The organism is Lysinibacillus sp. NPDC095746, assembly GCF_044763535.1.
In the GTDB taxonomy this organism is placed as follows: domain Bacteria; phylum Bacillota; class Bacilli; order Bacillales_A; family Planococcaceae; genus Lysinibacillus.
The window spans coordinates 132,320-152,387 of sequence record NZ_JBIWGL010000003.1 but is presented as its reverse complement, the minus strand read 5'-3'; the positions used below and the strand labels follow the sequence as shown (position 1 = coordinate 152,387).

Genomic DNA, 20,068 nt, shown 5'->3' with positions numbered 1-20,068 from the left:
CCTCTCTAAGGGGGAGAAAATAGATGGCGGATTATTTAGTGATTGTAGAATCACCAGCAAAAGCAAAAACAATTGAACGATATTTAGGGAAAAAATATAAAGTGAAAGCGTCAATCGGGCATGTTCGTGATCTACCACGTAGCCAAATGGGTGTTGGTCCTGAAAATGATTTTGAACCTAAATATATTACTATTCGTGGTAAAGGTCCTGTTTTACAGGAATTAAAGTCTGCGGCTAAAAAAGTGAAGAAAGTCTACCTAGCGGCCGATCCAGACCGCGAGGGAGAAGCGATTGCTTGGCACCTTGCGACTGCGTTAAATATTGATATTAATTCAGATTGTCGTGTTGTTTTTAATGAGATTACAAAGGATGCGATTGTAGAATCCTTTAAAAATCCACGTCCTATTAATATGGATTTAGTAGATGCACAGCAAACACGCCGTATTTTGGATAGGCTTGTTGGGTATAACATTAGTCCAATTCTTTGGAAAAAGGTTAAAAAGGGATTATCAGCAGGACGAGTACAATCTGTAGCACTACGCATGATTATTGATCGTGAAAATGAAATTAAAAATTTCCAACCGGAAGAATATTGGACAATTGAAGGTTCTTTTGAAAAAGGTAAGAAAACGTTCGATGCGCTTTATTATGGTGATGGCAAAGAAAAAATTAAATTAACAAATGAAGAACAAGTAAAATCTATTTTAAAAAATGTTAAAGGTACAAGTTTTGAAGTTGTCAATGTATCTAAAAAAGAACGTAAACGAAATGCAGCACCTGCCTTTACAACATCTTCTTTACAGCAAGAAGCAGCACGTAAGTTAAATTTCCGTGCTAAGAAAACGATGATGCTTGCCCAACAATTATATGAAGGTATTGATATTGGTAAAAAAGAGGGGACAGTCGGTTTAATTACTTATATGCGTACCGATTCTACACGTATTTCGGACACAGCAAAAACGGAGGCAATTGCCTACATTGAATCCAAGTACGGGAAAGAATTCATCTCCACGGAGTCGAAGCAGACTAAAAAAGCATCTAATGCACAAGATGCCCATGAGGCTATTCGTCCAACTAGCACGATCCGAACTCCAGAGGAATTAAAAGCAGTGCTTAGTCGCGACCAATTGCGCTTATATCGTTTAATTTGGGAGCGCTTTATCGCTAGTCAGATGGCGCCGGCTGTACTTGATACAGTTGCTGTTGATTTACAAAATGGGGATGTTTTATTCCGTGCAAACGGCTCACAAGTTAAATTTGCTGGCTTTATGAAGTTATATATTGAGGGTACAGATGATCAAACTGAAGAAACAACAAAGCTTCTACCTGAAATGGAAGTTGGCGATCAAGTAAAATCTCTTGAAATTGAGCCAAAGCAACATTTTACACAGCCACCACCACGCTATTCAGAGGCGCGTCTTGTAAAGACAATGGAAGAGTTAGGTATAGGGCGCCCGTCCACATATGCACCGACCCTCGATACAATACAGCGCCGTGGCTATGTCGTTTTAGATGCAAAACGATTTATGCCGACTGAGCTGGGAGAAATCGTGCACCAACTTGTACTAGAGTTTTTCCCTGATGAAATAAATATCGAATTCACAGCACAAATGGAGCAAGATTTGGATGCTATTGAAGAAGGTAGTCGTCAGTGGAAAGAAATTGTCCGTGAGTTTTATAAGGATTTTGAGGTCCATGTAAAGCATGCAGATGAGGCTATGGAAAAGGTTGTTATAAAAGATGAACCCGCTGGCGAGGATTGTGAGCTTTGTGGATCTCCAATGGTCTTTAAGCTTGGACGATATGGGAAATTTATGGCATGTTCAAACTTCCCGGATTGCCGCAATACGAAAGCTATTATGAAACCTATTGGTGTAAAATGTCCTTCCTGTGAAACTGGCGAAATTGTCGAGCGAAAGAGTAAAACAAAGCGTTTATTCTATGGTTGCAATCAGTACCCTGAGTGTGAATTTGTTTCTTGGGACAAACCAATTAGTAGACCATGCCCTAAATGTAGTGCATTATTAGTAGAGAAAAAAATTAAAAAAGGTGTGCAAATTCAGTGTACGAAATGTGACTATGAAGAGACACCTACTCAATGATAGAAAGATGGTAAGAACATGACTGAACAAGTAGTAAATGTAATAGGCGCAGGTCTTGCGGGCAGTGAGGCCGCTTGGCAAATTGCTCAACGCGGTGTGAAGGTTAAACTTTATGAAATGCGTCCGGTAAAGCAAACACCAGCTCACCATACTGATAAATTTGCAGAGCTTGTTTGTTCAAACTCATTGCGTGCAAATGGCTTAACAAATGCCGTAGGTGTAATTAAAGAGGAAATGCGTATTTTAGATTCTGTTATTATGAAGGCAGCAGATGCATGTTCAGTACCGGCAGGCGGTGCCTTAGCAGTGGATCGTCATGAGTTTGCCGGATATGTGACAGACTCGGTGAAAAATCATCCTCTTGTCGAAGTAATTCATGAAGAAGTCACTGAAATTCCAGAGGGCATTACTGTAATTGCCACAGGGCCACTAACATCGAAAGATTTAGCTGAAAAAATTCAGGGCTTAACAGGTTTAGATTATTTATATTTCTATGATGCAGCAGCACCAATTATTGAAAAAGACAGCATCGATATGGAAAAGGTTTATTTAAAATCGCGTTACGATAAAGGGGAAGCAGCTTATTTAAACTGTCCTATGACAAAGGAAGAATTTGATCGTTTCCGTCAAGCGTTAATCGAAGCAGAGGTTGTGCCATTAAAAGAATTTGAAAAGGAAATTTACTTTGAAGGCTGTATGCCTATCGAAGTAATGGCCGCTCGTGGGGAGAAAACAATGTTATTTGGACCGATGAAGCCAGTAGGTCTAGAAGATCCAAAAACAGGGAAACGACCTTATGCTGTTGTTCAATTACGTCAAGATGATGCAGCAGGAACTCTTTACAATATCGTTGGCTTCCAAACCCATTTAAAATGGGGACCGCAGAAGGAAGTACTGCAATTAATTCCGGGATTAGAGAATGTTGAAATCGTTCGTTATGGAGTTATGCATAGAAATACGTTCATTAATTCACCAAAGGTTCTAGAGAAAACGTATCAGCTTCGCGAGCGAAAAAATATTTTCTTTGCTGGTCAAATGACAGGTGTCGAAGGATATGTTGAATCTGCTGGTAGTGGTTTAATTGCTGGTATTAATGCGGCTCGTTTAGCATTAGGACAAGAACAACTTATCTTCCCATTTGAAACGGCATTAGGAAGTATGGCGCGTTATATAACAGAAGCACAATCGAAAAACTTCCAGCCAATGAACGTTAACTTTGGAATTTTCCCTGAACTACCACCAGGACGTCGTTCAAAACCAGAGCGTGCAGAGATGCATGCTACACGTGCAATAAGCACAATTCGTAATTTTGTGAATTCACAAACAATTTGATTGCAAAAAGCCTCTAAAAGTTGATATACTCTTAGAGGCTTTTTCTTTTTTGTAGGTAAAATGCTAATTTACACGTATTTTATTATTTTGTATGGAGATTTTCTCAAAATATAAACATTTCCACTTGCTATATGATGAAGATAGGTATAGTGTCAATATGTATGTTTTCTACATTAACGATACCCAACATGACAAACTAAAGAGATACACGAAATTGTACATTTTTTAATAGCAAGGTGTAAGTATTTGGGTTCATCACCAAACGTTAGGATGACGTTGAAACGTATGCTAAATATAGATATTGGATTCCGTTCCGACTGGACGCCCCCGGGAAAGCGACCAGCTTGAACAAAAAACCAATCCCACGTTATGGTAATGAGCCGTCATATACAGAAGGTTTATAATAATTCGTTGGTGGTGAATCTTTTAATGTTAGTTTCGTCCCAAGATGCACTTGAACAGTTTATGCTTTATATTCAAATTGAAAAAAACTTCTCTGTTCATACAGTGCGAGAGTATGAATCGGATCTACTAGATTTTTTAGCGTTTTTGCAGGCGGAGGGCGTAAATGATTTAGCTAGTGTTGAGTATATACATGCACGTCTTTATGTGACGAAGTTGTATGATGAAAAGAGAGCAAGATCATCGGTATCAAGGAAAATCTCCTCAATACGCTCCTTCTATCGCTTCCTAAATAGACAGTACGGATTAGATGATGGGGCATTTCGATCACTTTATCATCCAAAAAAAGAATCACGTTTACCTAGTTTTTTCTATGAAGAAGAGTTGAAGCAGCTATTTGATGCGAATGTTGGCGATGATTTGAAATCATTAAGAAATACAGCTATATTAGAGCTGTTATATGCGACAGGTATTCGTGTAAGTGAGCTTACCTCTATTCAAGTAAAAGATATTGATTTCCACTATTCAATTATTAGGGTAATGGGAAAAGGGCGAAAAGAACGTATCATTCCATTCGGGCAATTTGCGAGTTTAGCTATGCAGGATTACATAGAACAAGCTCGTCCTCGATTGATGAAAAACACAAGTCATCAGCAATTGTTTGTCAACATGCGCGGTGGGGAACTTACTCCTCGAGGTGTACGTCATATTTTAACTGAAATGATTGACAAGGCCTCGCTCCATACGAAAATATATCCACATATGCTTCGCCATACTTTTGCCACACATTTATTGAATAATGGCGCAGATTTACGTACGGTGCAGGAGTTATTAGGTCACGCTCATTTAACTTCTACACAAGTTTACACACATGTAACAAAAGAGCATCTTCGTCAGACATATATGAATGCTCATCCAAGGGCATAATAAGCTAAGGAGGAAGGCAAATGGGACAAATTCATGCGACAACGATATTTGCGGTTCATCATAATGGAGCTTGCGCAATGGCAGGTGATGGTCAAGTAACCCTAGGGAATGCGGTTGTGATGAAAGGTACAGCAAGGAAGGTCAGACGTCTGTTTAATGGGCAGGTACTTGCTGGATTTGCCGGATCGGTTGCCGATGCTTTTACACTTTTTGAAATGTTTGAAGGAAAGTTAAATGAATACAATGGCAACTTACAACGTGCAGCGGTTGAAGTAGCTAAGCAATGGCGCGGTGATAAAATGCTACGTCAATTAGAGGCGATGCTACTTGTAATGGATAAAAGTACGCTTCTTCTTGTTTCAGGTACTGGAGAAGTCATTGAACCGGATGATGGAGTGTTGGCAATTGGTTCTGGGGGTAATTATGCATTATCAGCAGGTCGTGCTTTGAAAAAATATGCGGGTGATACAATGTCTGCTCGCGAAATTGCCGAAGCGGCATTAGAAACCGCTGCTGAAATCTGTGTGTTTACGAATCATAATATTATCGTGGAGGCGCTTAACTAATGACAAAAAATAATTTAACGCCAAGACAAATTACTGAGCATTTGGATCGCTATATCGTTGGACAAAATGAAGCGAAGCGAGCGGTAGCTATTGCGTTACGTAATCGATATCGTCGCTCCTTGTTAAGTGATGAGATGAAGAATGAGGTAATTCCAAAAAATATTTTGATGATTGGACCTACAGGTGTCGGGAAAACAGAAATTGCACGAAGAATTGCAAAGCTAACGAATGCACCTTTTGTGAAGGTAGAAGCAACAAAGTTTACAGAAGTAGGGTACGTTGGACGTGACGTAGAGTCCATGGTACGTGATGTAGTAGAAGCTTCTCATCGTCTTGTAAAAGAAGAAATGATGGAGTCTGTAAAGGACCAAGCAGAGGAATTGGCAAACGAAGCCATCGTTAAGCTATTGGTTCCATCCTTACGAAAAAAACAATCTATGCAAAACCCATTTGAAATGTTATTTGGTGGGAAAGAACCACAAGCCAATGACGATTCCTCTGAAGAAACTGAAGTACGCTCCAAACGTGCGCAAATCGCTATCGATTTACGTAATGGTAAATTAGAAAATGAATGGGTTACAGTTGAAGTAACGGAACAAAATCCTTCTATTTTCGATGCGTTACAAGGAACGGGCATGGATATGTCAGCTAACAGTGGCATGCAGGATATGTTATCTAATTTGATGCCTAAAAAGCAAAAGAAACGTCGTGTACAAGTAAAAGACGCGCGTCGTATTTTAACAATCGAGGAAGCGAATAAGCTCATAGATGCAGATGAAGTTGCCCAAGAAGCTATTTCAAGAGCTGAACAGTCAGGTATTATTTTTATTGATGAGATTGATAAAATCGCTAGTAAGGATAGTAACTCCTCTGCGAATGTATCACGTGAGGGTGTGCAACGTGATATTCTGCCGATCGTTGAAGGTTCTACTGTAACGACGAAGTACGGTGCTGTAAAAACAGACTTTATGCTGTTCATTGCTGCTGGAGCATTTCATATGTCAAAACCATCAGATCTAATTCCTGAGTTGCAAGGCCGATTCCCGATTCGAGTAGAGCTTGAAAAATTAACGAAACAAGATTTTGTACGTATTTTGAAAGAGCCTGACCAATCACTTATTTTGCAATACAAGGCTTTGTTAGAAACAGAAGGTGTGGAAATAAACTTTACGGAAGACGCGATTGAACGAATTGCAGAAATTGCAACCGAGGTCAATCAAGCGACCGATAATATTGGAGCTCGACGTTTACACACAATTTTAGAGCGTTTATTGGAAGAATTATCGTTTGAAGCTGCAGAAATTGCGCCTGCAAATATTCCGATTAATGCTGCGTATGTAGATCAAAAACTTGCGGGTATAGTAAAAAACAAAGATTTGTCACAGTTTATATTGTAATATAAGGCTGAATAGTTTCATTCAGTTGTAAAAAACTTTAGAATATTAAGTAAATACTCTTCGGATTATTTATAGGAGGAACATATAATGAATTTATTAGAAAAAACGCGTAAAATTAACTCGATGCTCCAAGCATCTGCTGGTAAGCCAGTAAACTTTAAAGAAATGGCAGATACTTTAGGAGATATTATAGACAGTAATGTTTATATTGTAAGCCGTAAAGGGAAGCTATTAGGCATTTCAATTCATCAACAAATTGAAAACGAACGTATGAAAAAGATGTTCGAAGAGCGTCAATTCCCAGAAGCGTATACACATAGCTTGTTTACAATTTCTGAAACATCTTCAAACTTAGATATTAATGACGAACATACTGCTTTCCCTGTTGAAAACAAAGAGCTATTCCAAAATGCCTTAACAACGATTGTTCCGATTGTTGGTGGTGGTGAGCGTCTAGGTACATTAATTCTTGCTCGTTTATCTTCACAATTCGAGGATGATGATTTAATTTTAGCTGAGTATGGTGCAACAGTAGTTGGTATGGAAATTTTACGTGAAAAATCTGAGGAAATTGAAGAGGAAGCTCGTAGCAAAGCTGTTGTACAAATGGCCATTAATTCTCTTTCATACAGTGAGTTAGAAGCTATTGAACATATCTTTGAAGAGCTTGATGGCCATGAAGGCTTACTTGTTGCTTCAAAAATTGCAGACCGAGTTGGCATTACACGTTCAGTAATCGTAAACGCATTACGTAAACTAGAATCTGCAGGTGTAATCGAATCTCGCTCTCTAGGTATGAAAGGTACTTACATTAAAGTACTAAACGGTAAATTCTTAAACGCATTAGCTGAAATTAAAATGAAATAATAAAACGTTCTTTCGGAACGGTATCAGGCATCTGGAATGAATTTTCTAGATGCCTTTTAATTTTCTTTCAACGAATGTCTTTTGTCACGTAAGTGAAACGGCAGTTACAGAAGTCTCCTACCTCTATAGATAGTGAGGTAAATGCGGTTTTAAGTTACAGGGCCCAAATACCCGAAGTTGCGCTATGCTTCCTCTTTTGCGCAAATAAAAAAGCGGCTGTTCTGACAAGCGCTCGGCCGGGACGGAAAGTATCCCCTCGTTTTGCAAAAAGATAAAAAAATTTATTAGTAACATGAAGGCATCAGGAATAATTACGTTCCGGATGCCTTTTTGAACTTTTTCGTAATTCGACAAAGATTCGACGAAATTTTCATCCGATTTACAATGCTCTAATTAAGTCGAACTGTGATATAGTACTAAATAGGGGGGAGAAATAATCTATGTTTTAATTCTTTTTCTCATTTTCTATAGGTAAGTTTTCGACCTTTATAGACGTAATTATCATTGCTTTCTCCCTAAATTAGATTTTTTGAGTGCGCATTACTATTTGCATAAATGAAAAAAATAGATGCTCCAATTGATACTTATAAGACAGTCTAGAATAACTATTCTGAATTTTTTGTAATCTAAATGGCTTGGACTTGAATAGTAAAAAGGAACTCTAATTTAGACATTGTGTCTACCGGTGTTTTGTAAGAAAATGGAAGAAAATCAATCCTAAAACCGTAAACACTGTCGAAGTAGTGTAAATTAACTAGATATGTGTTGTGTCCCATGAAGCCTGTAGTAGCAAGGGGTGCGGAAGTATTGTCCTGGTTATTTGTGAATAAAAATAGGTCTGATTTACTATCAAAAAGGGACAAAAGACAATAGACACTAGGTATCATCTTAATTACAATTGTGTTATTGGATAAAAAAAGAAATACATAAATGAGGTGAATGTTTTGGATTTGTTTGGAGGAACTATTAGTAGCCTGGAAAACGGACTTTCTTATGCAACTTTGAATCATAAAACAATCGCTAATAACATTGCGAATGTCGATACGCCGAACTATAAGGCGAAAAGTGTAAGTTTTAAAGATATGTTGGAGAAAGAACAACAAATGTCCTTGTCGGCATATCGTACTGATAGTAGACATTATGATTTCGAGATTCGACAATCAACACCTGGTGTGAATAATATTAATGGCTTACGTTATCGGAATAACGGGAATGCCGTAGATATGGATGCTGAACAGACGAAGCTAGCGGAAAATCAAATTTACTACAACGCATTAATAGAACGTATGAACGGCAAGTTAAACACATTAAATACTGTTATTAAAGGAGGTAAGTAATAGATGTCTATTTTTCATGGAATGAATACCACTGCCTCAGCTTTAACAGCACAGCGTTTACGAATGGATGTCATTTCTTCAAATATGGCAGGCATGGATACAACGCGAGCTAAACAAGTGAATGGACAGTGGGAGCCATACCGTCGAAAGACTGTGACATTTACAGCGCAAGAGGGACAGTTTTCAAAGTTCTTTAATGCTGCACTTGGTAAAAACGCAAAAAGTGGCGTTGGTAACGGCGTAAAAGTTACACAAATAAAAGAGGATACGGAAACACCTTTCAAACTTGTGTATGATCCAACTCACCCCGATGCAAATGCAGATGGCTATGTAAATATGCCAAATGTAGATCCATTAAAAGAAATGGTAGATTTAATGTCAGCCACTCGTTCCTACGAAGCAAACGTAACTGTATTGAATGCAAATAAATCCATGCTGACAAAGGCTTTAGAGATTGGAAGATAAATAAGAAGAAAGGAAGATACATAATGACAATTTCGTCCGTTTCACAAATGACACCTACGCAGGTTGTAAATGAAACAAATAAACTTAAAACGACACCTTATGAAGCACAACAGAGCTTTGCGAACTCGTTAAAGGAAGCAATATCCAAAGTAAATGATCAACAAATTACTTCTGACAATCTTACTCAAAAGTTAATTAATGGAGGAGATGTAGAGTTGCACGAAGTGATGATTGCATCTCAAAAAGCGAGCATTACATTAAATGCAACAATTGAAGTTCGCAATAAGGTGATTGAAGCTTACCAAGAAATAATGCGAATGAGTGTCTAACTTTATTTGAACAAGTGATTACAATCACTATTAAGTAAAGAATATATCCCATAATTTATATTTATTTAAATGAATGTTTGATGTAGAGGGTTGATGACTCCTTCAGGATTACGTTACAAATAATACCCTGGAGACAGAAGTGATGAAGTTTAAAAGCATCAAGTCTTGTAATAATGCCTTCGTGACCAAATCATGATTGCCAAAAGTGGCTCATCGGACGCTCCTCGGAAAAAGACTAATCGAAACGGAAATCAATCCGTTATGGTGATGATATTGATTGAATGTTATGGGATACCACTGTTTTCGCGAATTATTAGATGGATAGGTTATTCACTATAACCGGAGGATCATAATGAATGAACGATTGACGAAAATAAAAAACGACACCAGCAAATTTTGGACAAGTCGTAGTAAAAAACAAAAAATTGTAATGATCGGTTCTTTAGTAGGGGTTGTAGCACTTGCTATAGGTATTACAATTTTTGCTACAAAAACTACATATGTACCACTTTATAAAGATTTATCGACAAGAGAAATCGGACAAGTGAAAGAAGCGCTAGACGCCAAAGGTGTAAAGTATGAAATTGAACCTGGAGGTACATCGATTTCAGTACCTGAAGAGCAAGTAGACTCATTATTAGTGTCGTTGGCATCGGAAGGATATCCACAAACGGGATCGATTGATTACTCTTTTGCAAATAGCTCTGGATTCGGTATGACAGATAATGAGTTTAATCTATTAAAAAAAGCAGCAACTGAAACAGAAATTGCAAAGCTCATTAAAAATTTAGATGGTGTAAAAGATGCAAAGGTAATGATTAACATTCCAGAAGAGGGCGTTTTCTTAAAGGATGTTAAAGAGGAAGCGACGGCATCTATTGTTTTAAATACAGACCCTGGCTATAAATTTACAGAGCAACAAATTGCCACTATGTATAATTTAGTAGCAAAAAGTGTGCCAAATTTAAAAACGGATAATATTGTTATTTCTAACCAATTTTCTGATTACTTTGATCTGAAAGCTGCGACTACTGATGGAGCTTCAACAACGACAGCAGAAGGTCAGTTACAAGCGAAGAAATTAGTTGAGCGTGACCTACAGCGTCAAGTTCAAAATATGCTAGGTACGCTTATGGGACAAGACAAAGTAGTAGTTTCTGTGACAACAGACATTGATTTCAAAAAAGAAAATCGTGAAGAAAAACTAGTAACACCTGTTGACGAAGAGAATATGGCAGGAATAGAAATTAGTGCTCAACGTATTACAGAGCAATATTCTGGAGGTGCTGCAGCTACTGGTACACCTGAAGCAGAAACGACGACAGATAATTTCACAACTTATAACGAAGGTGTAAATGGTAATGGAGAATCTGAACGTACTGAAGAAACAATTAATAGTGAAGTAAATCGGATACGTAAAGATATCCAAGAGGCACCATATAAAATTCAAGATATGGGGATCCAAGTAATTGTTGAACCTCCGACAGGGGCTGACGCGGGAACGTTACCAAATGGGGTTCAAGAGGATATCCAGAAAATTTTAAGTACTATTGTTCGTACAACGATTTCTAAAGATGTAGCAGCTGAACTTACTCAACAGCAAATCGATGAGAAAGTTGCTGTTTCAGTACAACCTTTAAATGGTAAAGCAACAGAGACAGCTAGTGAAAAATCTGTTATTCCATGGTGGGTTTGGGTAATCGGTGGCATATTGCTAGCAGTAATATTATTGCTTGCTTTCTTCATTATCCGTTCACGTAAACGTGCGCAGGAAGAAGAAGAACTTAGTATCCTAGATGAACAAGAAGAATTAATGATTGAAGATATTAATGAAGAAATTGAAACGGAAGCTACAATGCGTCGTAAGCAGCTTGAAAAAATGGCAAAAGATAAGCCAGACGATTTTGCGAAGTTACTACGTAGTTGGATTGCGGAAGACTAACTAGGAGGTTAGGCTGTGTCCAAGAAAGATAAGGAATTAACCGGAAAACAAAAGGCCGCTCTCTTGTTAATTTCATTAGGGCCTGAGGTTTCAGCCTCTGTCTATAAACATTTAACAGAAGAAGAAATTGAACGTTTAACTTTAGAGATTTCAAGTGTTAAGAAAGTAGAAGCAAATGTTAAAGAGGAAATTATTGAAGAATTCCACAATATTGCACTTGCGCAAGACTATATTACACAGGGGGGTATTGGTTACGCGAAGACAGTATTGGAAAAAGCACTTGGTGTAGAACAGGCGCAAACAATTATTAATCGCCTAACATCTTCTTTACAAGTGCGTCCATTTGACTTTGCGCGTAGAGCTGATCCAGCACAGATTTTTAACTTTATTCAAAATGAACATCCACAAACAATTGCCCTTATTCTATCTTATTTAGAAGCAGGGCAAGCGGGTGTTATTTTATCTTCATTACCACAGGAAGTACAAGCTGATATTGCTAAACGTATAGCTGTAATGGAGTCAACTTCACCAGAAGTTATTAGTGAAATCGAATCTGTTTTAGAGCGTAAATTATCATCAACTGTTACACAGGATTACACGGAAACGGGTGGCATTGACGCAGTTGTTGAAGTGTTAAATGGTGTAGACCGACAAACAGAAAAAACGATTCTCGATGCACTCGAAATTCAAGATCCAGAGCTTGCTGAAGAAATCAAAAAACGTATGTTTGTATTCGAGGATATTGTTACACTTGACAACCGTTCGATTCAACGTGTTATCCGTGATTGTGAAAATGAAGACTTATTGCTTTCAATGAAAGTTTCAAGCGAAGAAGTAAAAGATATTATTTTCCGCAATATGTCACAACGTATGGCTGAGACATTTAAAGAAGAAATGGAAATTATGGGACCTGTACGTTTGCGTGATGTAGAGGAAGCGCAATCTCGAATTGTTGCTGTCATTCGTCGCTTAGAGGATGCTGGCGAGATTATTATTGCACGTGGTGGAGGAGATGACGTCATTGTCTAGAATCATCCGTTCTGTATACACACAGTCCAATGGCGATCATGTCAAAAAAATTCAAATTCGTGACATGTTTGAGATGCAAGAGGTAGATGAAGGAGAAAATTCACTTCAAAAACAAATGACTATGGAAGAAGTGCTAGAAGAGCGCGAACGTTTATTTGCAGAGGCCAGAGCTATTTTACAGGCTGAACGTGAAGCTTTTGAACAAGAAAAGCAAATGTTCTTTCAGGAAATTGAAGTTTTAAAGCAAGGTTGGGAAGAGGAACGACCTAATCGAGTGCAAGAAGCTTATGATGAAGGATTTGGTCAAGGCTATGAGGATGGAATAAACAAAGCTACTGAAGCGATGGCACAATCTCTCCAAACGGCTAATGAAGTAATCATTCATGCGAGGGAAAATGCTCGGAAATATATTGAAGATCAAGAATCGATTATTTTAGAGCTAGGCTTAACGGCAGCAGAGCGAATTATTGACGCATCTTTAGAGCGAGACAACGAATTGTTTGTTTCAATCGTTCACAGAGGACTTAAAGAAGCGAGAGAAATGAAGGAAATAAAAATTTACGTTTCGCCAACCTACTATGCGTTAATTACTGCTAATCGGGATGAACTAGCTGAAATGTTCCCAACTGACGTACCATTTATGATTTTTGTAAATGAGGAGTTAGAAAATGAAACAGATTGTTATATTGAAACAAATCATGGCCGTATTGTTGTAAGTATTGATGAGCAATTGAATGAACTAAGATTAAAGCTACATGAAATATTAGAAAGTAAGGAATGATCTAGATGAAAACGGCTCAATTAATCGAACAAATTCCTCAAATACCAACCTTTAAAAAATTTGGTAGAGTAACTAGAGTTGTCGGCTTGATGATTGAGTCACAAGGTCCAGATAGTTCCATTGGTGATGTCTGTAAAATTCATGTGGAAACTTCTAAAAACGGCCATCAAATCATCTTAGCAGAGGTTGTAGGCTTCAAAGATGAAATTGTCGTCTTAATGCCTTTTACTTCTCTTCGGGAAATATCAATTGGCTGCCTAGTCGAAGGTACGGGGGCGCCGCTTGAGGTAAAAGTGGGCCCTGAGCTAATCGGTAAGGTACTTGATTCTATGGGGAATCCGATAGATGGAACTGTATTACCGAAAGGATTAATGACAGTTCCGACAGAGCAAGATCCACCCAATCCGCTAACGCGCCCACCTATTAATGAAAGACTTGAAGTAGGTGTTAAAGCAATTGATGGCATGCTAACAGTGGGTAATGGACAACGTGTTGGTATTTTCGCTGGTTCAGGGGTCGGGAAAAGTACATTGCTCGGTATGATTGCGCGAAATACCCAAGCAGATTTAAATGTAATTGCGCTAATTGGGGAACGTGGTCGTGAGGTTCGTGAGTTTATAGAGCGTGATTTAGGGCCAGAGGGGTTAAGTCGATCTATAGTAGTAGCTGCTACCTCTGACCAGCCTGCACTAATGCGCATAAAAGGGGCCTTTACCGCTACAGCGATTGCCGAATATTTTAGAAATCGCGGCTTAAATGTCATGCTGATGATGGACTCTGTGACTCGTGTTGCTATGGCGCAGCGTGAAATCGGTCTTGCAACAGGTGAACCACCAGCTCAAAAAGGGTATACACCATCTGTATTTGCCATTCTACCTAAACTATTAGAACGTACAGGTACTAATGAGAAAGGCTCTATTACTGCCTTTTACACAGTGTTAGTAGATGGTGATGATATGAATGAGCCGATAGCAGATACGGTGCGAGGGATTTTAGATGGTCATATAGTCCTTGATCGAAACCTTGCTAATAAAGGTCAATATCCAGCTATTAATGTATTAAAAAGTGTCAGCCGTTTGATGAATCATGTGGCAGAGCCAGAGCACAAAAAGGCTGCAGAACGATTAAGGGAGCTCTATTATACATATGACAAGTCAGAGGATTTAATTAATATCGGCGCCTATAAGACAGGAACATCAAAGGAAATCGATGAAGCTATTTACTATGAACCACTCATTACCGCTTATTTAAAGCAGGGCTATTTAGATAAGGTGACCCTAGAGGAAAGCAAGAATGAGTTAATTTCATTATCGATCGGTGGTGGAAAATAGGGTGGTAAGCTATATATATCGTTTTGAAAAAGTGTTAACCATTCGAGAGCAAGAAAAAAACGAAACAGAAATTGCCTATAAAGAATCTGTACGTTCTTTTGAAGAAATTGCAACTAAGCTATATGAATTGTTAAAAAAGAAAGAAGATTTAATAGAGTTTCAGCAGGAGCGTTTAGCTGTAGGTTCATCAATAGAAGAAGTTCATCATTATGCCCGGTTTATTGATAGCCTCGAAAAAACAATTGTTGATGTACAGCAAAAAGTTGTTCAAGCTCGTGCAAAAATGACTTGGCACGAAGAAAAATTATTAGAAAAAAACTTGGAAGTACGTAAATTTGAAAAAATGCGAGAGAAAGATTTTAAAGTGTTTCAGCAGGAACAGGATCGTATTGAAGGCATTTTTTTAGATGAGATTTCATCGCTGACGTATAACAAGAGAGAAATCAGGTGATTTCATGGCGAAAACAGACAATCGACTTAAAGCAGAATTAGTAGAACAACCGCCTAAACGTAAATCAGGAGGCTTGCGAAAGTTTTTTACGTGGTTTGTAATACCTATCATGTTTGTAGCGGCAGTTCTACTTGTTGTTGCAACCCTAATGAATACGAATGTCTTTGATCTAGGGAAGAAGGCGGTTCAAAGCTTACCATTCGTTCCTTCAGAAGAACAACAAGCAAAAGATGCTGTCGTTAATAATGATTCAAAAGTTGTAAAGTTACAGGCCGAAATACAAGAAAAAGAAGCAGAAATCGTACAGCTTCAAAAAAAGATGGATACGGCAACAACTGAAAAAGAAAAGTTAACGACAGAAAATGAACAGCTGAAATTTGAAATTGAAAAGTTAAATAGAGAGCAAAGTGATGTAAAGCGTGACTTTACTGATATTTTAAAAACATTTGATAAAATGTCTCCTAAAGCAGCAGCGCCCGTTCTTATTAAAATGAGCGATACGGAAGCACTTCGTATTTTAACAAACTTAAAACCAGATAAATTAGCTGCGATTTTAGAAAAAATGGATCCACAAAATGCAGCGAAATATACAGAAATGATGGCTAAACAATAAGAAAATCTGAAAGGAGGTGAAAAAATGGATGTAGCAATGATGCAAATGATGTCTAAGCCTATTTCAACTAAAACAGCAGCTACAAAACCTACAACATCAGGCGATTCCAATATGAAGGCTAATGGACCGTCGAACAAGTTTGGGTCTGTTTTTGGACAGATTATTTCTTCTTCAAATCAAATACAGCAGCCTACACAGTCAGCAGATACAAAAGATACCTCTGATTTGACAGCAGTTTTAAATGCTGAATCTATAGAAGATGTACTAGACTTACTGGAGATTCCACACGACGATGGCTTGTTAATGCTTCAAATTGGTGATGAAGGCAAAGCTGTTGCAATAGATGAAATGTTAAATCTGGATAACCTAATGGATGCATTGGGGATTGATGCTGAGCAGCTTCAAAAATTAGTACAACAGTTGCTAGGCGAAGATAAAGAAGCACAAGATGTTTGGGAGCTTTTAGCACTAGTAGACGCTCAGGTACCTATGCTTCAAACGCAAATCGTAGCAGCTTTACAAGGTGAAGGACAAGTGACTCTAAAGGAAGCAGCGCCATTACTTCAAGTGTTAAAATTAGCACAATTAGTTGGGCAAAAAACGGACTTAACAGCATCACAAGAAAACTTGCTAACTAACATAAAAAGTCTTTTGACAACGATTCAAACACAAGTGGAAACGACTCTATCTGAACAGCAAGTAACAACTAAAACAACAGTGACACTTCCGTTGCAGGGCTTCCAAAAAGTAGTACAACAAGTTCAGGTTACAAAGCAGACAGATACAAGTGCTAATGAAATGGTGACTTCTAATACAGTCCAAACGAAAGCAGACACGTTTCAAGTGACACTGCCAGCAGCAAAGCCAGCACAATCTGAGGCATTTTTGAAAGAGATGCAAGCAATCATTAATAGAGCCCAAATCTCTAATGCACAAGGTATTACACGTTTAACATTGAAATTGTATCCTGAAAATCTAGGAACAATACGTATCGAGCTTGTGCAAAATGACGGTGTCCTGACAGCACGACTGCTCGCTTCGACAGCTCAAGGACGTGAATTACTTGATAGTCAGGCACATCAATTAAAGCAAGCCTTTGTACAGCAAAACATTCAAGTTGATCGACTCGATATTGCTCAATCATTGCAAGACGCAGATCGCCAACAACGCGACCAAAGCTTCTTCAACAATTTCTTTAAGCAACAACAGCAAGAAGAGCAAGAGCAAAAAAACGACGATGAAGATGAAGGTAAATCATTTAGTGACTATTTAATAAATGAGGAGGTGTAAAGATGGCAGATGCAACGTCTAATACAAAACCAGTAAGTACAAATGTAACAAATGACTTTTATTATTCCAACTATAAGAAGCCAACGAAGCAAACGGGTAATAGTGACCTTGGTAAGGATGCGTTCCTAAAATTATTAATTACGCAATTACAACACCAAGATCCAACAAATCCAATGGACGACCGAGAATTCATTTCTCAAATGGCCCAATTCTCTTCGCTAGAGCAAATGCAAAATATGACAAAAGCGATGGAATCATTACTTGCCTCACAGCAGCAAACACAGCTTATGAATTATACATCATTTGTTGGTAAGGAAATAAAATGGCATGAGCTAACGGATAAGCTAGATGACAAAGGCAAACCGGTTATTAATGAAGGAACAGGCACAATTAAATCGGTGAAGTTTGTAGATGGTAATGCAGTGTTTGAACTAGCCGATGGTAAAGAATTAACGCCTGGTAATATTTCAGCTATTTTAGGCGGTTCAAGTGAATCAGAATCTCCACTTGTACAAGCTAGCAAACTAATTGGTAAAAAAGTTACGTATATGGACGGCGAGCAAGAACTACAAGGACGTATCGTTTCTGTAACGAATAAAGATGGCGTCATTCACTATGTCTTAGACAATGACAAAAAATTAACAGATAAAGAATTTACCGTAATTAGCGAATAAAGGTGGAGAACAATGATGGATAAATTTTCAATACATCGTGTACCATTGCATCCATCTATTCGCCAGACACAACCTAAGCCAATAAACGTACAGCAATCGTTTAAAGCGCATTTACAAGAAGCTACCAATCAACAAGAGTTAAAAGTGAGCAAGCATGCCCATGAACGTATTTTGGAGCGTAAAATAGCGATTTCTGAACAAGAATGGCAGGCTGTATCGGACAAGGTATTTGAAGCGCACTCAAAAGGTGTCAAACAACCATTAGTCTTGATGGATCAAGCAGCTTTAATAGTCAGTGCTAAAAACGCAACTGTCATTACAGCGATGGACCGCACGGAAGCAAAGCAGCAAATATTTACAAATATAGATGGCACTATCGTGCTATAAGGGCTGGACCTTTGAAAGGAAGCCTAGGTGTGCTGATTGATAGAGGCACACAATATAAATGAAGGGAGAACGACATTATGTTACGTTCTATGTATTCAGGTATTTCAGGTCTTAAAAACTTCCAAACAAAACTAGACGTTATTGGTAATAATATTGCTAACGTTAATACAGTTGGTTTTAAAAAGGGGCGTGTTAATTTTAAAGATTTAATGTCTCAAACACAAGCAAGCGCATCTGGATCTACTGCGACACGTGGAGGTGTAAACCCACAACAAGTAGGTTTAGGTTCACAACTAGCAGCTATCGATACTATCCACGGTGGCGGATCTTTACAGCAAACAGGACGTGGATTAGATTTAGGTATTGAAGGCGATGGCTTCTTTATGGTGGCTGATGCGAATGGCGCTCCAGACGAGACTACTGGATTTATTAATGAAGAAGGATTCAATAATACGTTATTTACACGTAATGGTATTTTCTACATGGACAACAATGGCTATTTAGTAAATGCCGATGGGAAGTATTTAGTCGGTGTAACGGCTGGTGATAGTATTGTTACTGAGAAGGAAGATAAAGGTATTAAACCGGATGAAGCACCAAAAACATCTGGAGATGATGGTGCCAACTTATTTGATGATGCAGGAGTGTTAACACCTGCTGAGGGTGAAGTAGGACCAATTCGTATCCCGACAACAGCTAAAGAGGTAAATATTGGTGCTGATGGTACGGTTACTTATCTAGATTTAAATGGTGACCTACAGTGGGCTGGACAATTGGTAATGGCTAAATTCCCGAATGCTGGCGGTCTTGCTAAAGTTGGCGGTAATTACTATCAACAAACTACAAACTCAGGTGTAGCGTATGCACAAGTAGCTACTGTGGCAGGTATGGGTAGTGTTGCTGCTGGAAAGGTAGAAATGTCTAACGTTGACTTATCTGAAGAATTTACTGAAATGATTGTGGCGCAACGTGGTTTCCAAGCCAATACACGTATTATCACAACTTCTGATGAAATTCTTCAAGAGCTTGTGAATTTAAAACGCTAAGTTTTATAAAGTAGATTTTAGTAAGAGATATATACTTCATATAGTCATACAGGTAAAGAAAATACTAGTTAGATTACAAAGTGCTCAAAACTAAAACATAATTTCATATGAGGGAGGGTCGGGCCGGCTCTCGTGCTAGACCCGGCCCTATTTCAATGATTGAACTAACACGTTTAAATGGCAAAGCATTTACATTGAATGCTTTATACATAGAAACGGTCGAATCTTTTCCGGATACGACCATTACATTAACGACTGGAACTAAAATCATTGTTTTACAGAGTGAAGATGAGGTGCGACAAAAGGTAACAGCCTTTTATAAAAATATACAAATACTATCAAACCCGCATCTACGAGGTGAAGAAGATGAAGAATAACAAAATGTTAACGATGATTATCATCGTACTAGTAGCAATCATACTTATCGGGGGTATTTGCTTTGCATTGTTTACCCAATTTAATAAGCCTGCAAAGTCTCTTGAGCCAACTATTGATGAAATCGTAGAAGCTTCTGTTGAAATTCCAGAAATTACTACAAATCTAGCGGATAACAAAGTTGTACGCTTTTCGTTAAAAATTCAAACATCAAGTAAAGATGCTGCTGCTGAATTAACGAAGCGTGATTTCCAAGTGAAAAATATTGTTATTCAAGAGCTTTCCGAGATGGAGCAAAAAGATTTAGAAGGTAAGCAAGGCAAACAAGTTTTCCAAAAATCATTAAAAACAAAAATTAATGAATTGATGCAAGAGGGAGAAGTTCAGGAAGTTTATTTTACCTCCTTCATCACCCAATAATTAAA

At 38.1% G+C, this 20,068-nt stretch carries 21 protein-coding genes; all 21 read left to right on the top strand.

Features of this window, described 5'->3' with window-relative positions:
* Positions 1 to 23: 23 nt before the first annotated feature.
* The 21 genes from topA to fliL all read left to right on the top strand — a co-directional run bounded on the left by topA (position 24) and on the right by fliL (position 20,063).
* Complete coding sequence (gene topA, locus ACIQ7N_RS03790; protein WP_402930374.1) at positions 24 to 2,102, top strand: type I DNA topoisomerase; 2,079 nt, start codon at positions 24 to 26, stop codon at positions 2,100 to 2,102.
* 18 nt (positions 2,103 to 2,120) lie between these two features.
* On the top strand, positions 2,121 to 3,434 hold the full coding sequence (gene trmFO / locus ACIQ7N_RS03785; RefSeq protein WP_132357450.1) for an FADH(2)-oxidizing methylenetetrahydrofolate--tRNA-(uracil(54)-C(5))-methyltransferase TrmFO: 1,314 nt from the start codon (positions 2,121 to 2,123) through the stop codon (positions 3,432 to 3,434).
* A 429-nt stretch (positions 3,435 to 3,863) separates the two neighbouring features.
* Positions 3,864 to 4,763, top strand: coding sequence for a tyrosine recombinase XerC (gene xerC, locus ACIQ7N_RS03780; RefSeq protein WP_132357449.1), 900 nt, complete (start codon positions 3,864 to 3,866; stop codon positions 4,761 to 4,763).
* 20 nt (positions 4,764 to 4,783) lie between these two features.
* Positions 4,784 to 5,329 carry an ATP-dependent protease subunit HslV gene (gene hslV / locus ACIQ7N_RS03775; RefSeq protein WP_132357448.1) on the top strand — a complete coding sequence of 182 codons (546 nt, stop codon included), beginning with the start codon at positions 4,784 to 4,786 and terminating at the stop codon, positions 5,327 to 5,329.
* A complete protein-coding gene (gene hslU, locus ACIQ7N_RS03770; RefSeq protein ID WP_132357447.1) occupies positions 5,329 to 6,726 on the top strand; it encodes an ATP-dependent protease ATPase subunit HslU in 1,398 nt (465 codons plus the stop codon). The genes hslV and hslU overlap by 1 nt, the downstream gene beginning before the upstream one ends.
* An 87-nt stretch (positions 6,727 to 6,813) precedes the next feature.
* Positions 6,814 to 7,593: a GTP-sensing pleiotropic transcriptional regulator CodY gene (gene codY / locus ACIQ7N_RS03765; protein ID WP_132357446.1), complete on the top strand. Its 780-nt coding sequence runs from the start codon at positions 6,814 to 6,816 to the stop codon at positions 7,591 to 7,593.
* Positions 7,594 to 8,537: 944 nt separating this feature from the next.
* The gene (gene flgB / locus ACIQ7N_RS03760; protein WP_132357445.1) at positions 8,538 to 8,930 is read left to right on the top strand and encodes a flagellar basal body rod protein FlgB; all 393 of its coding nucleotides are present in this window, start codon (positions 8,538 to 8,540) and stop codon (positions 8,928 to 8,930) included.
* Between the two features lie 3 nt (positions 8,931 to 8,933).
* On the top strand, positions 8,934 to 9,395 hold the full coding sequence (flgC, locus tag ACIQ7N_RS03755; protein WP_132357444.1) for a flagellar basal body rod protein FlgC: 462 nt from the start codon (positions 8,934 to 8,936) through the stop codon (positions 9,393 to 9,395).
* 23 nt (positions 9,396 to 9,418) lie between these two features.
* The gene (gene fliE, locus ACIQ7N_RS03750; RefSeq protein WP_132357443.1) at positions 9,419 to 9,724 is read left to right on the top strand and encodes a flagellar hook-basal body complex protein FliE; all 306 of its coding nucleotides are present in this window, start codon (positions 9,419 to 9,421) and stop codon (positions 9,722 to 9,724) included.
* A 352-nt stretch (positions 9,725 to 10,076) separates the two neighbouring features.
* On the top strand, positions 10,077 to 11,666 hold the full coding sequence (fliF, locus tag ACIQ7N_RS03745) for a flagellar basal-body MS-ring/collar protein FliF (RefSeq protein WP_402930372.1): 1,590 nt from the start codon (positions 10,077 to 10,079) through the stop codon (positions 11,664 to 11,666).
* A 15-nt stretch (positions 11,667 to 11,681) separates the two neighbouring features.
* Positions 11,682 to 12,695: a flagellar motor switch protein FliG gene (gene fliG, locus ACIQ7N_RS03740; RefSeq protein WP_053594207.1), complete on the top strand. Its 1,014-nt coding sequence runs from the start codon at positions 11,682 to 11,684 to the stop codon at positions 12,693 to 12,695.
* Complete coding sequence (gene fliH, locus ACIQ7N_RS03735; RefSeq protein ID WP_132357441.1) at positions 12,688 to 13,476, top strand: flagellar assembly protein FliH; 789 nt, start codon at positions 12,688 to 12,690, stop codon at positions 13,474 to 13,476. The genes fliG and fliH overlap by 8 nt, the downstream gene beginning before the upstream one ends.
* Before the next feature lie 5 nt (positions 13,477 to 13,481).
* On the top strand, positions 13,482 to 14,807 hold the full coding sequence (gene fliI / locus ACIQ7N_RS03730) for a flagellar protein export ATPase FliI (protein ID WP_132357440.1): 1,326 nt from the start codon (positions 13,482 to 13,484) through the stop codon (positions 14,805 to 14,807).
* Between the two features lies 1 nt (position 14,808).
* Positions 14,809 to 15,258: a flagellar export protein FliJ gene (gene fliJ / locus ACIQ7N_RS03725; protein WP_132357439.1), complete on the top strand. Its 450-nt coding sequence runs from the start codon at positions 14,809 to 14,811 to the stop codon at positions 15,256 to 15,258.
* 4 nt (positions 15,259 to 15,262) lie between these two features.
* Positions 15,263 to 15,871, top strand: a complete 609-nt coding sequence (locus tag ACIQ7N_RS03720; protein ID WP_323652765.1) for a MotE family protein — start codon at positions 15,263 to 15,265, stop codon at positions 15,869 to 15,871.
* 24 nt (positions 15,872 to 15,895) lie between these two features.
* Positions 15,896 to 17,161: a flagellar hook-length control protein FliK gene (locus ACIQ7N_RS03715; protein ID WP_402930371.1), complete on the top strand. Its 1,266-nt coding sequence runs from the start codon at positions 15,896 to 15,898 to the stop codon at positions 17,159 to 17,161.
* Between the two features lie 2 nt (positions 17,162 to 17,163).
* Positions 17,164 to 17,835, top strand: coding sequence for a flagellar hook assembly protein FlgD (flgD, locus tag ACIQ7N_RS03710; RefSeq protein ID WP_402930370.1), 672 nt, complete (start codon positions 17,164 to 17,166; stop codon positions 17,833 to 17,835).
* Between the two features lie 15 nt (positions 17,836 to 17,850).
* Positions 17,851 to 18,222: a TIGR02530 family flagellar biosynthesis protein gene (locus tag ACIQ7N_RS03705; RefSeq protein ID WP_402930427.1), complete on the top strand. Its 372-nt coding sequence runs from the start codon at positions 17,851 to 17,853 to the stop codon at positions 18,220 to 18,222.
* Positions 18,223 to 18,299: 77 nt separating this feature from the next.
* Positions 18,300 to 19,268: a flagellar basal body rod protein FlgG gene (gene flgG, locus ACIQ7N_RS03700; protein ID WP_402930369.1), complete on the top strand. Its 969-nt coding sequence runs from the start codon at positions 18,300 to 18,302 to the stop codon at positions 19,266 to 19,268.
* A gap of 155 nt (positions 19,269 to 19,423) precedes the next feature.
* Complete coding sequence (locus tag ACIQ7N_RS03695) at positions 19,424 to 19,645, top strand: flagellar FlbD family protein (protein ID WP_049668748.1); 222 nt, start codon at positions 19,424 to 19,426, stop codon at positions 19,643 to 19,645.
* Positions 19,635 to 20,063, top strand: coding sequence for a flagellar basal body-associated protein FliL (gene fliL, locus ACIQ7N_RS03690; protein WP_132357434.1), 429 nt, complete (start codon positions 19,635 to 19,637; stop codon positions 20,061 to 20,063). The genes ACIQ7N_RS03695 and fliL overlap by 11 nt, the downstream gene beginning before the upstream one ends.
* Positions 20,064 to 20,068: the final 5 nt, after the last annotated feature.

Coding starts and splice junctions, on each gene's coding strand:
- hslV (WP_132357448.1), top strand. CDS start 4,784: ATGGGACAAATTCATGCGACAACGATATTTGCGGTTCATCATAATGGA.
- flgG (WP_402930369.1), top strand. CDS start 18,300: ATGTTACGTTCTATGTATTCAGGTATTTCAGGTCTTAAAAACTTCCAA.
- hslU (WP_132357447.1), top strand. CDS start 5,329: ATGACAAAAAATAATTTAACGCCAAGACAAATTACTGAGCATTTGGAT.
- codY (WP_132357446.1), top strand. CDS start 6,814: ATGAATTTATTAGAAAAAACGCGTAAAATTAACTCGATGCTCCAAGCA.
- flgD (WP_402930370.1), top strand. CDS start 17,164: ATGGCAGATGCAACGTCTAATACAAAACCAGTAAGTACAAATGTAACA.
- ACIQ7N_RS03705 (WP_402930427.1), top strand. CDS start 17,851: ATGGATAAATTTTCAATACATCGTGTACCATTGCATCCATCTATTCGC.
- flgC (WP_132357444.1), top strand. CDS start 8,934: ATGTCTATTTTTCATGGAATGAATACCACTGCCTCAGCTTTAACAGCA.
- fliI (WP_132357440.1), top strand. CDS start 13,482: ATGAAAACGGCTCAATTAATCGAACAAATTCCTCAAATACCAACCTTT.
- fliE (WP_132357443.1), top strand. CDS start 9,419: ATGACAATTTCGTCCGTTTCACAAATGACACCTACGCAGGTTGTAAAT.
- trmFO (WP_132357450.1), top strand. CDS start 2,121: ATGACTGAACAAGTAGTAAATGTAATAGGCGCAGGTCTTGCGGGCAGT.
- topA (WP_402930374.1), top strand. CDS start 24: ATGGCGGATTATTTAGTGATTGTAGAATCACCAGCAAAAGCAAAAACA.
- ACIQ7N_RS03720 (WP_323652765.1), top strand. CDS start 15,263: ATGGCGAAAACAGACAATCGACTTAAAGCAGAATTAGTAGAACAACCG.
- ACIQ7N_RS03695 (WP_049668748.1), top strand. CDS start 19,424: ATGATTGAACTAACACGTTTAAATGGCAAAGCATTTACATTGAATGCT.
- fliL (WP_132357434.1), top strand. CDS start 19,635: ATGAAGAATAACAAAATGTTAACGATGATTATCATCGTACTAGTAGCA.
- xerC (WP_132357449.1), top strand. CDS start 3,864: ATGTTAGTTTCGTCCCAAGATGCACTTGAACAGTTTATGCTTTATATT.
- fliF (WP_402930372.1), top strand. CDS start 10,077: ATGAATGAACGATTGACGAAAATAAAAAACGACACCAGCAAATTTTGG.
- ACIQ7N_RS03715 (WP_402930371.1), top strand. CDS start 15,896: ATGGATGTAGCAATGATGCAAATGATGTCTAAGCCTATTTCAACTAAA.